This window comes from Lelliottia sp. RWM.1 (assembly GCF_016859735.1).
In the GTDB taxonomy this organism is placed as follows: domain Bacteria; phylum Pseudomonadota; class Gammaproteobacteria; order Enterobacterales; family Enterobacteriaceae; genus Enterobacter.
The window spans coordinates 39,749-55,594 of the sequence record NZ_WLVC01000001.1 but is presented as its reverse complement, the minus strand read 5'-3'; the positions used below and the strand labels follow the sequence as shown (position 1 = coordinate 55,594).

General features: G+C 52.8%; 13 protein-coding genes. 2 read left to right on the top strand and 11 right to left on the bottom strand.

Annotated elements, in window-relative coordinates:
* Window positions 1–9: 9 nt before the first annotated feature.
* The 4 genes from secD to queA are packed head-to-tail and all read right to left on the bottom strand — an operon-like array spanning window position 10 to window position 4,491.
* Complete coding sequence (gene secD / locus GF617_RS00265; protein WP_181622437.1) at window positions 10–1,857, bottom strand: protein translocase subunit SecD; 1,848 nt, start codon at window positions 1,855–1,857, stop codon at window positions 10–12.
* Between the two features lie 27 nt (window positions 1,858–1,884).
* Complete coding sequence (yajC, locus tag GF617_RS00260) at window positions 1,885–2,217, bottom strand: preprotein translocase subunit YajC (RefSeq protein WP_052283894.1); 333 nt, start codon at window positions 2,215–2,217, stop codon at window positions 1,885–1,887.
* Window positions 2,218–2,239: 22 nt separating this feature from the next.
* Window positions 2,240–3,367 (bottom strand): tRNA guanosine(34) transglycosylase Tgt, encoded by a 1,128-nt coding sequence (gene tgt, locus GF617_RS00255; RefSeq protein ID WP_203450822.1) that lies wholly within the window; start codon window positions 3,365–3,367, stop codon window positions 2,240–2,242.
* Between the two features lie 53 nt (window positions 3,368–3,420).
* Window positions 3,421–4,491 carry a tRNA preQ1(34) S-adenosylmethionine ribosyltransferase-isomerase QueA gene (gene queA / locus GF617_RS00250; protein WP_181622435.1) on the bottom strand — a complete coding sequence of 357 codons (1,071 nt, stop codon included), beginning with the start codon at window positions 4,489–4,491 and terminating at the stop codon, window positions 3,421–3,423.
* 92 nt (window positions 4,492–4,583) lie between these two features.
* Between queA and acpH the strand changes: the two genes are divergently transcribed.
* Both acpH and GF617_RS00240 read left to right on the top strand, forming a co-directional pair.
* Window positions 4,584–5,165 (top strand): ACP phosphodiesterase, encoded by a 582-nt coding sequence (acpH, locus tag GF617_RS00245; protein ID WP_181622434.1) that lies wholly within the window; start codon window positions 4,584–4,586, stop codon window positions 5,163–5,165.
* A gap of 235 nt (window positions 5,166–5,400) precedes the next feature.
* Window positions 5,401–6,003, top strand: coding sequence for a peroxiredoxin (locus GF617_RS00240; RefSeq protein ID WP_181622433.1), 603 nt, complete (start codon window positions 5,401–5,403; stop codon window positions 6,001–6,003).
* A gap of 45 nt (window positions 6,004–6,048) precedes the next feature.
* On the opposite strand, the gene GF617_RS00235 is transcribed toward GF617_RS00240, so the two are convergent.
* From GF617_RS00235 to phoR, 7 genes are all read right to left on the bottom strand, one after another.
* Window positions 6,049–7,917 carry an amidohydrolase gene (locus tag GF617_RS00235; protein ID WP_181622432.1) on the bottom strand — a complete coding sequence of 623 codons (1,869 nt, stop codon included), beginning with the start codon at window positions 7,915–7,917 and terminating at the stop codon, window positions 6,049–6,051.
* A gap of 21 nt (window positions 7,918–7,938) precedes the next feature.
* Window positions 7,939–8,484 (bottom strand): antibiotic biosynthesis monooxygenase, encoded by a 546-nt coding sequence (locus tag GF617_RS00230; protein WP_203450821.1) that lies wholly within the window; start codon window positions 8,482–8,484, stop codon window positions 7,939–7,941.
* 48 nt (window positions 8,485–8,532) lie between these two features.
* The gene (locus GF617_RS00225; protein WP_203450820.1) at window positions 8,533–9,174 is read right to left on the bottom strand and encodes a hydrolase; all 642 of its coding nucleotides are present in this window, start codon (window positions 9,172–9,174) and stop codon (window positions 8,533–8,535) included.
* 200 nt (window positions 9,175–9,374) lie between these two features.
* Window positions 9,375–11,192, bottom strand: coding sequence for a maltodextrin glucosidase (gene malZ / locus GF617_RS00220; RefSeq protein WP_203450819.1), 1,818 nt, complete (start codon window positions 11,190–11,192; stop codon window positions 9,375–9,377).
* 160 nt (window positions 11,193–11,352) lie between these two features.
* A complete protein-coding gene (gene proY, locus GF617_RS00215) occupies window positions 11,353–12,726 on the bottom strand; it encodes a proline-specific permease ProY (protein ID WP_181622428.1) in 1,374 nt (457 codons plus the stop codon).
* A gap of 81 nt (window positions 12,727–12,807) precedes the next feature.
* On the bottom strand, window positions 12,808–14,127 hold the full coding sequence (gene brnQ / locus GF617_RS00210) for a branched-chain amino acid transporter carrier protein BrnQ (protein ID WP_181622427.1): 1,320 nt from the start codon (window positions 14,125–14,127) through the stop codon (window positions 12,808–12,810).
* Between the two features lie 409 nt (window positions 14,128–14,536).
* On the bottom strand, window positions 14,537–15,832 hold the full coding sequence (phoR, locus tag GF617_RS00205; protein WP_203450818.1) for a phosphate regulon sensor histidine kinase PhoR: 1,296 nt from the start codon (window positions 15,830–15,832) through the stop codon (window positions 14,537–14,539).
* Between the last annotated feature and the right edge of the window lie 14 nt (window positions 15,833–15,846).

Sequence of the window (15,846 nt, the reverse complement as noted above, 5' to 3'; positions counted from 1 at the left end):
ACGCACTCCTCAGATAGACAGCTTTTTAACGCGCTTGCCGCCGTACAGCAGGTTCACGATGGCACGGGTGCCGACAATAGCGGTAAACATCGACGTCGCGACACCGATACCGGTTGTAATCGCAAAGCCTTTGATCGCGCCAGTACCCACTGCATACAGGATAAGAACCTTAATCAGTGTTGTTACGTTCGCATCAAAGATTGAGCTGAACGCGCCTTTGTAGCCTTCTTCGATCGCCTGCTGCACAGAACGACCGTTGCTCAGTTCTTCTTTGATACGCTCGTTTATCAGTACGTTGGCGTCGACTGCCACCGCAAGGGTTAGCACGATACCCGCAATACCCGGCATAGTCAGAGTCGCCCCTGGCAGCAGGGACATAATGCCGATAATCAGGACCAGGTTCGCCACCAGCGCAGAGGTCGCAATCAGACCGAACTTCTTGTAGAAGAAGATCATGAAGAGGATAGACACTACCAGACCGGCCAGACAGGCTTCCAGACCCTGCTTGATGTTCTGCATACCCAGGGTTGGACCAATCGTACGTTCTTCAACAATCTGAATTGGTGCAATCAATGCACCAGCACGCAGAAGCAGCGAAAGCTGACGCGCTTCATTCGGGTTGCTGATCCCCGTGATACGGAAGCTGTTACCCAGACGAGACTGGATGTTGGCGATGTTAATCACCTCTTCTTCCTTCACCAGAACCGCGCGGCCATTGGCATCTTTCTTACCGCTGTCTTTGTACTCCACAAACAGGGTCGCCATCGGTTTACCGATATTGTCCTTGGTGAAGTTAGACATGATGTTACCACCCGCACTATCCAGCGAAATGTTAACCTGCGGCTGGTTGTACTCATCCTGGCTTGAAGTGGAATCGGTGATGTGGTCACCGGTCAGGATCACGCGTTTGTACAGCACAACAGGCTGGCCTTCACGCGTCTGTTTCACTTCAGAGTCACCTGGAATACGGCCAGAGGCAGCAGCAGACTGATCAACATTGCTGTTTACCAGACGGAATTCCAGCGTTGCAGTCGCACCGAGAATCTCTTTCGCACGCGCAGTGTCCTGGATACCAGGCAGCTCAACCACGATACGGTCAGCACCCTGACGCTGTACCAGCGGCTCAGCCACACCCAGTTGGTTTACACGGTTACGCAGAATATTGATGTTCTGTTGAACCGCATATTCACGCGCTTCGCTCAGACGCGCATCCGTCATCACCGCGCGCAGCTGATTACTGCCCTGAGAAGTGATAACCAGATCACGATGGCGTTGAGACAGGTAAGTAACAGCCTGATCGCGTGCCGCGCTGTCGCGGAACGTGATGCTCATGCCGTAGTTATCTTCTTTACGCACGGTAGTGTATGCGATGCCTTTTTCACGCAGATCGCTACGCAGGCCGTCGATATTCTGTTCCTGCAGTTTGCCCAGAGCAGTATCCATATCCACTTCCATCAGGAAGTGAACACCACCACGCAGGTCAAGACCAAGTTTCATTGGCTCTGCATTCAGTGCAGCCAGCCAACGCGGGGTTGCAGGAGCAAGGTTCAGCGCCACGACATACTTATCACCCAGCACGCCCATCAGCGCTTCACGCGCGCGGAGTTGCGTGTCGGTGGTGTCGAAGCGAGCAAGAATTGCGCCCTCTTCCAGTGCCACAGACTTAGCGGTAATTTTTTCTTCTTGTAACGTTTTCTGGACCTGGATCAGCGTTTGCTCACTGGCGGCGACACCGCGCGCGCCAGTGATTTGAACGGCCGGATCCTCACCATACAGGTTGGGAAGCGCGTACAGCAGGCCGACGAGAATCACGACGACCAGCATGATGTACTTCCACAAAGGATAACGGTTTAACACGGCAGTTCCCTTTGGGAAAAGTTGGGATTACAGCGCCTTCATAGTGCCTTTCGGCAGAACGGCAGCTACGAAGTCACGTTTGATAACCACTTCAGTGGTATCGTTCAGCGCGATAGAGATATAGCCAGTTTCAGCTACTTTCGTCACGCGACCAACCAGACCGCCATTGGTCAGCACTTCATCGCCTTTTGCGATGGAGCTCATCAGATTTTTGTGCTCTTTGGTGCGTTTCTGCTGTGGGCGCAGGATCATGAAGTAGAAGATCAGACCGAACACAACCAGCATCAGAATCAGAGACATCGGGCTGCCCTGCGCCGGAGCACCTGTTGCTGCTACCGCATCAGAAATAAAAAAGCTCATTCAAATTCCCTCATTATTAAAATTAATCAACGTTCAAAGGTGGAACAGTTCGACCCTGACGTTGGTAGAAATCGGTCACGAAGCTCTCTAATTTACCCTCTTCGATAGCCTTACGTAAACCAGCCATTAAGCGCTGATAATAACGAAGGTTATGAATAGTATTGAGACGCGCGCCTAAAATCTCATTGCAACGGTCAAGATGATGCAAATACGCGCGAGAATAGTGACGACAGGTATAGCAATCACACTCGGCATCGAGCGGACTGGTATCACTTTTATGCTTCGCGTTACGGATTTTCACCACGCCATCGGTAACAAACAGATGTCCGTTACGGGCATTACGGGTTGGCATCACGCAGTCGAACATATCGATACCGCGACGCACACCCTCAACCAGGTCTTCCGGTTTACCCACGCCCATCAGGTATCGTGGTTTGTCGGCCGGGATTTGCGGGCACACATGCTCCAGAATACGGTGCATGTCTTCCTTTGGCTCACCCACCGCCAAACCGCCGACAGCGTAGCCATCAAAACCTATCTCTACCAGACCTTTAACAGAGATATCACGTAAATCTTCGTAAACACTGCCCTGGATAATGCCGAACAGTGCGTTTTTGTTCTCAAGAGAGTCAAAACGGTCACGACTGCGTTGCGCCCAGCGCAGAGACATCTCCATAGAACGTTTTGCGTAATCCCAGTCAGCCGGGTATGGCGTACACTCATCGAAGATCATCACGATATCGGAGCCGAGATCGTACTGAATCTCCATGGATGTTTCAGGATCGAGGAAAATCGGATCGCCGTTGATCGGGTTACGGAAATGCACACCCTTCTCGGTGATCTTGCGGATGTCACCCAGGCTGAACACCTGGAAACCGCCGGAGTCGGTCAGGATTGGGCCTTTCCACTGCATGAAGTCATGCAGGTCGCCGTGCAACTTCATGATCTCCTGGCCCGGACGCAGCCACAGGTGGAAGGTATTACCCAGGATAATCTGTGCGCCAGTGGCTTCCACTTCTTCCGGCGTCATGCCTTTGACTGTGCCGTAAGTGCCTACAGGCATAAACGCGGGCGTTTCAACCACACCGCGATCAAACACCAGGCGACCGCGACGCGCACGGCCATCGGTGGTATCAAGTTCAAATTTCATTTTTTCTCCGACGTCAGAAAAACAGTCCAACGTTGTAAAACGGTGTCGCGGACTTATTCCCCGACACGCTCATTCAAAGCCTGCGGATTGTACGTGATAAACATCGCGTCCCCGTAGCTAAAAAAGCGATAATTTTGTTCTACCGCAGCCTTGTAGGCATTCATTGTATGTTGATACCCGGCAAACGCGGAAACCAGCATAATCAGAGTCGATTCAGGCAGATGGAAATTGGTGACCAGAGCGTCAATGACGTTGTATTGATATCCTGGGAAAATAAAGATCTGCGTATCGCCAAAGAAAGGTTCAATAAGATCGGTTTTCGCCGCCTGCGCCGCGCTCTCCAGCGAACGCACAGAGGTCGTACCGACAGCTATGACACGGCTGCCACGGGCTTTCGCCGCCAGCACAGCATCCACCACCTCTTGCGGCACTTCAGCATATTCAGAGTGCATTATGTGGTCTTCGATACTATCTACCCGCACCGGCTGGAACGTGCCCGCGCCGACGTGAAGCGTCACAAACGCCATTTCAATGCCTTTCTCTCGAAGCGCCGCCAGCAGGGGTTCATCGAAATGCAAGCCCGCCGTTGGTGCAGCTACTGCGCCTGGCTTCTCGCTGTAAACGGTTTGATAAAGTTCGCGATCAGCATCTTCATCTGGACGGTCGATATACGGTGGCAGCGGCATATGGCCAATGGCGTTCAGAATATCCAGTACCGGGCGTTCATCGTTAAATTCCACTTCAAACAGTGCATCATGACGCGCGGTCATGGTCGCCTTGATGCTCTCGTCGTCGCCCAGCAGCAGTTCTGCACCTGGCTTCGGCGCTTTAGAGGCGCGAATGTGTGCCAGAATACGTTTATCATCGAGCATACGTTCGACCAGCACTTCAATCTTGCCGCCGCTGGCTTTACGGCCAAACAGGCGCGCCGGGATCACGCGGGTATTGTTAAAGACCAGCAGATCGCCAGGGTTGAGCTTGTCGAGCAAATCGGTGAAAGTACCGTGCGTCAGCGCGCCCGTTGGCCCGTCCAGCGACAGTAAGCGGCAACTGCTGCGCTCTGGTTGTGGATAGTGAGCAATCAGGTTTTCAGGTAGTTCAAAGGAGAAATCGGCGACGCGCATGACGTATACTCGTGACTTAAAAACAGGCGGCATAGTCTAGTGCTCACGCCCCTTTGCTGCAACAACTAGCCGTATCTGGACAAATAAAACGCATGAATTTTCTCGCTCACCTGCATCTCGCACATCTTGCTAACAGCTCTCTTTCCGGCAATTTGCTGGCCGATTTTGTGCGCGGTAATCCCGCAGATGACTATCCTGCTGAAGTGGTCGAAGGGATTTTCATGCATCGCCGGATCGATGTACTGACCGACAATCTGCCTGAAGTGAACGAAGCGAAAGCGTGGTTTCGCCCCGAAACACGCCGGGTTGCCCCCATTACGCTGGATGTTATGTGGGATCACTTTTTGTCGCGGCACTGGGAAGCCGTGTCACCCGACCTGCCTTTACCTGAGTTCGTCCACTATGCCCATTCGCAGATCGCCACGATTTTGCCGGACTCGCCGCCGCGCTTTGTGAATCTGAACGACTATTTATGGTCCGAGCGCTGGCTCGAGCGGTATCGCGAGATGGCGTTTATTCAGCGGGTACTCAACGGCATGGCCAGTCGCCGCCCGCGTCTGGATGCCCTGCGCGATTCCTGGCACGATCTGGACACCCATTATGACGCGCTGGAGACCCGCTTCTGGCAATTTTATCCGCGCATGATGGCACAGGCGAAAAACAAACAACTTTAAATACGCTTCATCCTTCAGGCTACGTCCACTCACCCAGTCCTTGAGCTACGTAAGCTCCAGGGGATCCCCGGACGTACCGCCGTGATGCAACTTGAAGGATTTTGCGTATAGAAAGGGCATTGATAGGTAAAAGCTGGCGGAACGATTGTCACCACCTCTTTGTCTTACTGTCTGACACTCTCTATACTGGCTCGCGTTGCGTTCCAAATAACCTTAGTATCTACAGGAGAATCATATGGTTCTGGTAACTCGTCCGGCTCCGGATTTTACAGCTGCAGCAGTTCTGGGCAACGGTGAAATCGTTGAAAATTTCAATTTCAAACAGCACACCAACGGTAAAGCGACCGTTCTGTTCTTCTGGCCAATGGACTTCACTTTCGTTTGCCCATCTGAACTGATCGCTTTCGACAAACGTTACGAAGAATTCCAGAAACGTGGCGTTGAAGTTGTGGGTGTTTCCTTCGACTCTGAATTTGTACACAACGCATGGCGTAACACCCCTGTCGACAAAGGCGGCATCGGTGCGGTGAAATACGCAATGGTTGCGGACATCAAACGTGAAGTTCAACAGGCTTACGGTATCGAACATCCGGACGCTGGCGTTGCACTGCGCGGTTCTTTCCTGATCGATGCTAACGGCATCGTTCGTCACCAGGTGGTGAACGATCTGCCACTGGGTCGTAACATCGACGAAATGCTGCGTATGGTTGATGCGCTGCAGTTCCACGAAGAGCACGGTGAAGTGTGCCCGGCTCAGTGGGAAAAAGGCAAAGAAGGCATGAACGCGTCTCCAGACGGCGTGGCTAAATACCTGTCCGAGAACGTATCCAGCCTGTAATCGGCCGGTTGACGAGAAAGGCCCGCTAATGCGGGCCTTTTTAATTTAAAACGCGAAACACGAACATCCCAGCACACCCCAGAACGCCTGCTCATCCGACACCGGAATATCCGACTGACGCGCAATGCCATGCGCGTGGCCATGCACACCGCAACTGCCAATGCACTGATGCATCTGTACCACCGCGCCCACTTTACTGGCCGCTGGCGGCGCTGAACGGTAATGCCCCGGAACCTTCACGACCGGAGACCACTCAGGCAATACCGGGATCGGCGGCGGAGCAAGTGGGCTAAAGTGCCCTGCAGCATACACGACTTTGCCATCTACCACCGTCAGCACCGACTCAATGCCTTTGATCTCCTCTTCTGGCACGCTGAAGAAATCTTTCGAGAGCACCACCAAATCGGCAAGTTGCCCTTCCACAATGCGCCCTTTTTTGCCCTGTTCACTGGAGAACCAGGCGCTGCCTGCGGTCCACAGTTCAAGCGCCACATCACGCGGCAGACGGTTATTATCGTCATACATTGTCAGTCCGCCGACAGTGCGTCCTGAAACCAGCCAGTAGAGCGCCGTCCACGGGTTATAGCTCGCCACGCGGGTAGCATCAGTACCTAAACCGACCGGCACATCCAGTTCCAGCATTTTGGCAACCGGCGGAGTATGTTTCACCGCCTCTTTACCGTAGCGGTCGACAAAATACTCCCCCTGGAAAGCCATACGGTGTTGTACTGCAATCCCGCCGCCCAACGCTTTGACACGCTCGATATTGCGCTCGGTGATGGTCTCCGCATGATCAAAGAACCAGTGCAGACCATTAAACGGAATGTCACGGTTTACCTTCTCGAACACGTCCAACATTCGGCTGATGGATTCATCATAAGTCGCATGCAGACGGAACGGCCAGCGATGCTCGACCAGATGACGAACCACGCGTTCCAGCTCGTCTTCCATCCCCTCGGGTAAATCCGGACGAGGCTGGAGAAAATCTTCAAAATCTGCAGCTGAAAAGACCAGCATTTCACCCGCGCCGTTAGCCCGATAGAAATCGGTCCCCTGGCCTGGCTTGAGCATATCGGTCCAGCGCTCAAAATCCTCCAGCTCCTGTTTTGGTCGCTGGGTGAAAAGGTTGTAGGCAATGCGGATCGTCATCTGCTCTTTTACATGCAGTTCCTCGATGATCTCGTAATCTTCCGGGTAATTCTGGAAACCGCCACCTGCGTCAATGGCGCTGGTCAGCCCCAGACGGTTCAGCTCTCGCATAAACTGTCGCGTGGAGTTTACCTGCTGCTCAAGTGGCAATTTCGGCCCTTTCGCCAGCGTAGAATAGAGGATCATCGCATTCGGTTTAGCAATCAGCATCCCGGTTGGATTACCGTTATTATCACGAACGATCTCTCCCCCTGCCGGGTTTGGCGTTTCTTTGGTGTAACCTACCGCTTTCAGCGCTGCGCGGTTAAGCAGTGCACGATCGTACAGATGGAGAACAAACACCGGGGTATCTGGCGCAGCTTCATTGAGTTCTTCAATGGTTGGCATCCGGCGTTCGGCAAACTGGAATTCACTCCAGCCCCCCACCACACGAACCCACTGCGGCGACGGCGTACGATCGGCCTGATCTTTTAGCATACGCAGCGCATCCGACAGCGAGGGCACACCTTCCCAACGTAGCTCAAGGTTATAATTCAGCCCGCCGCGAATCAGGTGCAGATGCGAATCGTTGAGACCGGGGATCACCGTACTTCCCTGCAAATCAATAATCTGTGTGCCTTGCTCGGCATAACTCATGATGCGATCGTGGCTTCCGGTCGCAAGGATCTTGCCGTTGGCGATCGCAACCGCTTCAGTTTGCAGCATTTCACGATCGAGCGTATGGACCTTACCTTTGGTTAAGATCAGTGTGGCAGTTTGAGACATAACGAACTCCTTCACGCCAGATCAGGCTTTTTTAAGCCATCCGGCAAACAGACGGGTCACGATGGGCATCCACAGCCAGACCACCAGCGCGACCACAGATGCATCGTTAATCAAATGCAGCAATAAAGAACCTTTCAGGCCAGGAAGCAGCGCGCCTGTTACCAGCGGTACAACGTTGGTACTGGGGAAAATAACCAGCAGCGTAATCAGAAACTGTTTCCACTGCTTTGGCTTACGTACATGGACCTCTGGCGGAGTAAACCAGAAGGCAGCTTCCGTACGCACTTCAGTTTTATCGCCTTCTGCCAGCAACGGTTCGATCTCTTTAACCAGCACCGTACGCGTGTCTGATTGCGTCCAGGCATAAAGATGCTCAATGGTGTCGAAGCGAATGATCACCGTCCACAGGTCCTGTTCGCTGGAGGGACGAATGACGTTCGCGCCAAGATGGCCGGGAAACTCAGCGGCAATGGGCATAATCTTGCCCAGCCACTGTTCGTATCGCCCGGCCTGCCCCGGAAGTAACGTATGTGTGATCACCAGCGTCACATGTGATGTTTGCGCCATAAGGATTTCCTGGTCATTGATGGGCGAGAGAACCTCGCCCCCAAAGGATTACGCTTTACGCTCTGGCGCACCGTGAACAAGGGTATAAGCATAATCAACGCCCATCCCATAAGCCCCGCTGTGCTCACGCACCAGATCCATGACTGCGTCATAAGTGCCTTTTCGTGACCAGTCACGCTGATATTCAAGCAGAACCTGTTGCCAGGTTACGGGTACAGCACCCGCCTGTACCATACGATCAATAGCGCGTTCGTGGGCATCCACTGAGGTTCCGCCAGACGTATCCGTCACCACATAGACGTCAAAACCTTCGTCCAGTGCCATCAGCGCCGGAAAGGTGAGGCAAACTTCAGTCCACAGGGCCGAGATGATGAGTTTTTTGCGGCCCGTTGCTTTCACTGCCGCAACAAACGCATCATCTTCCCAGGAGTTCATCGACGTACGTTCGATAGGTTTGACATCAGGGTGAACGGCCAGTAATTCCGGCCAGATATAGCCACTGAAACTTTTGGTTTCTACTGACGTGTAGATAACCGGCACATTAAATATTTTGCCGGCTTTCGCCAGCGCAACCGTATTATTTTTAAGAAGTTGGCGGTCAATATTGGCCACGCCAAAAGACATTTGCGGCTGATGATCGATAAAAATTAACGTGGAGTTAGACGGGTCAATCAGTTCACGAATAGACATAAAAGTACCTTTTAATCAATATGTTAAAAGCCAACGATTTTGTGTGCTATATGAGAAAGGGCCCTGACTGATAAAGCAAATTGAGTATAGCGAGATTTGATTGAGCGGATATTAAAGATATTTGTCCCCTCTGTTGAATTTAACCGAACAACTTAGGGGAATATTCTGCAACCGGCATAAGTACCCGTTGCAGAAGAGGATTAATTACCGAACCAGATGGATGCAGAAATCGCGGGTAATGAGAGTATTCCGTCCTGAAGCGAACCTTTACCCTCTTTCAACTGCCACGCTTTCACATTGAGCAGTGGAGAGCCATCCAGCACCACTTCACAGGCTTCACCCCGGTTGATCGCAACCAGCACACGCTGCTGGTTATAGACACGGGCAAAGACCACCACATTATCGTGGGCGTAAACCACCTGACAGCCGCCGTAGCGCAATGCCTGATTTTGTTTACGCAGTTTCGCCAGACGTTGATACAGACTGAGTAATTTCTCGTCCTGGTGTTCCGTTTTCCACGGGAACGTCTTGCGGCAGAACGGATCATTGTTTCCATCCAGCCCCACTTCATCACCGTAGTAAATGCATGGAACCCCAGGCCAGGTAAAGAGCCAGATCACCGCCAGCGGCAAGCGCGCCACATCCTTACCGAGGAGTGATTTAAAACGTGCAGTATCGTGGCTATCCAGTTGGTTAAACATCCGCAACTGCTGCTGATGTGACAAACCGGCACGGTAGTTATCCATCCACGCCATGCAGGTTTCGGCGTCGATATGATTTGGATCGTAAGAAATATCGGTATTGGCGAGAAATCCCCACAGCGGGAAGGTAAAGCCCCGGTAGTTCATCGCCGCATCTTCCGCATCGGCCTGCAACCACTGACGCGCATCGCCAAAGTGCTCGCCAAAAACAAACGCTTCAGGCTGGGCCATTTTCGCTGAACGTGTGATCCCGGCAACGTGCTGAATATTATTCCGCGCCCCACCCGCTTCCCCAAGCATATGCACCACATCCAGACGCCATCCATCCATGCTCCATGGCGCTTTTAACCAATGGCGCACAATGCTCTCCTCGCCGCCATAGATCTCTTTCACCAGCGTAGGTGACTGAAAATCGAGCTTAGGCAGGCTGGCGTAACCCAGCCAGTCGAGCGCGCGACCATCGTCGTTAAAGCTGTACCAGTCCCGCTGCGCAGAATCAGGGTTATGGCATGCGCCCCCCATGCTCTGATTATGCCGGTCGAACCAGACGTGGGAGTCACCGCTGTGGTTAAACACACCATCCAGAATCAGGCGCATCCCTTCGTTTTTGGTATTTTCACGCAGGCGCAGTAAGGCTTCATCGCCACCAAACTGCTCATCAACGTGGCGATAGTCTTCAGTATCGTATTTATGTACGCTCGGGGCTTTAAACACCGGGTTCAGGTACAACGCCGTCACGCCCAGCTTTTTCAGGTACGGAAGTTTTTCACTGATACCGTCGAGATCGCCACCGTAGAACGTCGATCCTCCCGCCTGGGCCGTCAGCGGCTCATCCCATTCTTTCAGGATAATATCGTGGCCCGCCGCATGGTGGTAATAGACCTCATCCTGCTGCGCAGTACGCTTCTGGCTGCGGGCAAAACGGTCAGGGAAAATCTGGTAAAAGACCTGATCGTTAACCCACTGCGGGCCGTTGTCCGGGTAATCGACCGCAAACTGTTCCAGCCGTGCCGGAGGGAAACGGCTAAATCCTTGCGGGGTAAACCACAGCTGACGGTTATTCCACAGCAATTTGAAGCTGTAACGGCGGCGCGGTTGCCCGCTGCGTAAATCAATATTTGCCCGCCACGCGGTGATCCCCGGCTGCGGTTGGCTGCGCTGTTTGTGCATCTTCAGCGCAGTCTCTTCGTTATCTATTTCGGCGCGTAGCGTCACGCGTTCAGGCTGATTTTCTCCCGCCAGCCAGAGCGTAATCACAAGGTTGTCTTTGTTTTGCTTAACAAATGGGGCAACCGGAAGGTGCCAGGCATTTAACATCACGAATCCCCTTTGATGAAATTGACGTCACCTTGCCACAGGGTTGTTAAGGTTAGCTCATCATGAAGAGGTTTATTGGGGGAGGAGGACGGGGGAGGAGGCATCAATACACCCTGATGCCTCACTCTGCCCCTCTCCCGACGAGAGAGGGGACTCTGTTTTACTGTGCTTCAGCCAACTGGCGATCGCGGCGGCATTTAAACACCCACCCTGCCAGCAGCAACACAATCCACGCGAAACCGACATACAGTGAAATGCGGGTATCCGGATGATAGCCAATCAGGCCAATAATAAAGACCAGGAAAATCAAACCAACAACCGTTGTCGTAATGCCGCCAGGCACTTTAAATTTCAGCGCTTTCACCTCTTCAGGGGGCAGACGGCGACGGAAGGCAATTTGCGACAGCAGGATCATGATCCACACCCACACCGTTGCGAAAGTCGCCAGTGACGCAATCACCAGGAACACGTTCTCTGGCATGATGTAGTTCAGGTAGACCGAGAACAACAGCGCAATGGTCATCACCAGAACAGTGACCCACGGCGTACCGCGACGTGAGGTTTTAGCGAATACTTTCGGCGCGCTCCCCTGCTCGGCCATTCCGTGCAGCATACGACCGACACCAAATACGTCGCTGTTAATGGCAGAAAGTGACGCCGTCAGAACGACAAAGTTGAGAATACTGGCTGCAAACGCAATCCCCATATGCTGGAACGTCAACACGAATGGGCTACCGTTAGTGCCGACCTGGTTCCACGGGTAAATGGACATAATCACAAACAGCGTACCCACATAGAACACCAGAATACGCATTGGAACAGAGTTGATCGCGCGGGGAATCGATTTTTCAGGGTCTTTCGCTTCACCCGCGGTGATCCCGATAATTTCGATCCCACCGTAAGCAAACATCACCATTTGCAGCGACATCACCATGCCAAGCCAGCCGTTGCTGAAGAAGCCACCATTGGTCCACAAGTTATGGATCCCCGTTGGCTGACCACCGTTACCGATACCCCAGATGATGATGCCGAAGCCCGCCACGATCATGATAATAATGGTCGCGACTTTAAAGAATGAGAACCAGAACTCCAGCTCACCAAAAACCTTCACGCTCATCAGGTTGACGGCGCAAATGATCAACACCACGCTCAACACCCATATCCAGTGTGGTACTAAGGGGAACCAGACGCCCATATAGATACCAAAGGCCGTCACATCAGCGATTGCGACAATCAGAATTTCAAAACAGTAAGTCCAGCCTGTGATGTAACCTGCGAGCGGGCCTAAGTTTTCCTGTGCATAGCGGGAGAAAGAGCTGGCGGAAGGGTTATGAACCGACATCTCCCCCAGCGCACGCATAATAATATAGGCCGCAATACCGCCAATGATGTAGGCCAGCAGGACGCTCGGACCGGCCATTTTAATGGCATCTGCCGAGCCATAAAAAAGGCCAGTACCAATCGCTGAGCCTAACGCCATAAAGCGAATATGGCGGGTACTTAGCCCACGTTTGAGTTTGTTAGTGCTTTCCATTTAAATCTTGCCATTCAACTCGAAAAAAACAAAAAACCACGGGGCCTTAAGCCCCGTGGTTAAACATTTTGTTGCCGTTGATTAATGCGCGTTAGAGGTAACCTGACGCCCTGCAGCACGATCCCAGATAACAGCCAGAATCAGCGCAACAACGGTAGGCATCAGCCATGCCAGGCCTTGTTCAGACAATGGCAGACGTTGTGTCCAGGCAGGCAGCATGCCGCCAATCGCTGATGCTTTAATCCCGTCAAGGATACCAAAAAGCAGGCTGATAAACATAGCAGGCGCAATAATTCGGGATGAATTATTCCACCACGGACGCGTAAAGCTCAGTACAACCAGCACGATACACGGCGGATAAATGGCAGTCAGCACCGGAATGGAGATCTGGATCAAGTGGCTCAGCCCCAGGTTTGACACTGCCATCGAGAAGCCGCCAAGGATAAATACCAGCGTGCGGTAAGAGAGAGGCAGATACTGGGCAAAGAACTCAGCACACGCACAGGTCAGGCCAACCGCCGTCACCAGGCACGCGAGGAAAATCAGTACCGCTAACAGGAGGCTACCCGCGCCACCGAAGGTGTGCTGAACGTAAGCATGCAGGATAGCTGCGCCATTGGCATTCTGATCGACCAGCGTCGCGCTATCAGACCCCAGACGGAACAGCGCCAGATACAGCAGTGTCAGACCAACACCCGCCATCAGACCAGCCCAGATGGTATAACGCGTCAGCAGGCGAGCTTCGGTCACCCCGCGGGAACGCGCAGCGTTAACAATAACGATACCAAAGACCATAGCGCCCAGCGTATCCATGGTCAGATAACCGTTCACAAAACCATTCGAGAAGGCTGCGTTTTTATAGGCATCCATCGCATCACTGATAGGGCCCGCTGGCCAGATAATGGCCGCGACTGCCAGCACGATCAGCGCAACAATTTTCATCGGTGCCAGGAAGTTGCCCACGGTATCCAGCAGTTTGCCAGGATAGAGGGAAACCAGAATCACAATCGCGAAATAGACCAGGCTGTAAATAAACAGCGGCATCGCCCCGTCACCCGTCAGCGGTGCAATCCCCACTTCAAAAGAGACGGTCGCAGTACGTGGCGCAGCAAACAGTGGTCCAACGGCCAGGTAGCACACGGTCGCCAGCAAAACACCCGCCACTTTACCGATTGGTGAGCTAAGGCTATCAACGCCGCCACCCACTTTTGCCAGGGCAATAATCGTTAGCACTGGTAAACCTACCGCGGTCACGAGGAAGCCAATCGCAGCCGTCCAGACGTGTTCACCCGCCTGCAAGCCAACCATTGGAGGGAAAATGATGTTGCCTGCGCCAACGAACAGCGCAAATGTCATAAAGCCCAGCGCGATAATGTCACGCGATTTTAAGTGATGGGTCATAGAACCTTACTGCCTGTGGATGTGGTGTTGAAAACGTTGAGATTTTCGCCATCCCTGACGGGACAATACAGCGGAAAATTTGCTCAATTTCAGCGGGATATGCTCCCGTTCTGGCGTGGCGAAGAATAGTTTTTCGATTTACCACGCAAATACAGTCGGTATGACAGTATATGGGGGGCAATTTAAACGCTTATAACGTTTAAAGGCAAGGAGGGATCGTAAAACCAGAATAATATGCCAACATGAGAAAACGAACTGGAACAATGCACCAACGATAAGAAAAACTCATGGCTAATAATGCGAACAAAAAACCATCAGCCGTATAAAATTCATTCGTGTTTCGCTTGACCGCAAAGCAAACGGGCCAGCATAAGCTGACCCGTGGAAAGGAAGGATGACACACCTGCTGTCAGGCGCTCTTTTTGGCAATTAATCGTTCCGGAATGACGAAACTGAAGCGAGTCCCCTTCCCTAACGTGCTCTGAATATCAAGACGGCTTTCATGGTGATTGACCGCATGTTTTACAATCGCCAGCCCCAGACCACTGCCCCCTGTCTGCCGGGAGCGTGCCTTGTCCACGCGGTAGAAGCGCTCGGTCAAACGTGGAAGGTGTTCCGGCGCAATCCCCGGACCGTTATCTTCAACGCTAAATTCAGCGCCTGTCGGGAGATGCTGCCAACGCACCACAATGTGCGTTCCCTCCGGCGTATGATTCACCGCGTTATAGACCAGGTTAGAGATGGCGCTCCGCAGTTCATCTTCACTGCCAAGCACTTTCAGCGTGTTATCAACCTCAAAGGTCAACTGGTGTTTTTTATGGCTTAAGGTCTGCGCTTCACGCTCCACCACACGCAACATCATCGGCACGTCGATCGTATCATTCAGCGCCAGCGAGGGCGCAGCTTCAATTTTTGACAAGGTCAGAAGCTGTTTTACCAGACCCTCCATCCGGTGCGTTTGCTCACGCATGGTGTGCAGCGCTTTCTCACGTGGCGCGCCTTCCAGCGTTTGCTCCTGCATCATTTCCAGATAGCCCTGAAGGACGGTCAGCGGTGTGCGTAATTCATGGCTTACGTTAGCAAAGAAGTTCCGTCTCGCCCCTTCCAGTTGGTGCATCTGGGTCACATCACGCGCCACCATCAGCCACTGCTGATCGCTGTAAGGCATCACGCGGATCTCAAGATGTCGGCCATTGTTCAGTTTCAGGTTGTGCGGGCGAGTAAAGTCACGCTTTTTCAGGTAAAGCGTGAACTCCGGGTAACGTAGAAGGTTCAGGATGTTCTGGCCATTATCATCCGGCCAGCGCAGGCCTAACAGCTGTTGCGCCAGGCCATTACACCAAAAGATCGTCCCTTCTTCGGTGGTAAGAATCACGGCATCCGGTAGCGACTCAGCGCCGCTACGAAAGCGTTTAATCAGGCTTCCCAGTTCCCGGCGGCGCTTTTTATTGCGCATTTGCATCTGGTGCAAACCATAAAGCAGAGGTTCCCAGCTTCCGCTTCCCGGCGGGGGAGTCATACTCCTGTCTACCCGCAACCACCACGAAAGACGCAGTAAATTCCAGAAATGCCAGATCAACAGTCCAGTCACTGCCGCCAGCAAAAACCACGGCAGATGGCCCACAATAGCCCCCAAAATGAAGGCCGGAATACAACATAAGATCAGTTCAAAAACGAGCCTTTTCCATGACAGACGTTCCAGCACGCGTCACACTCCTG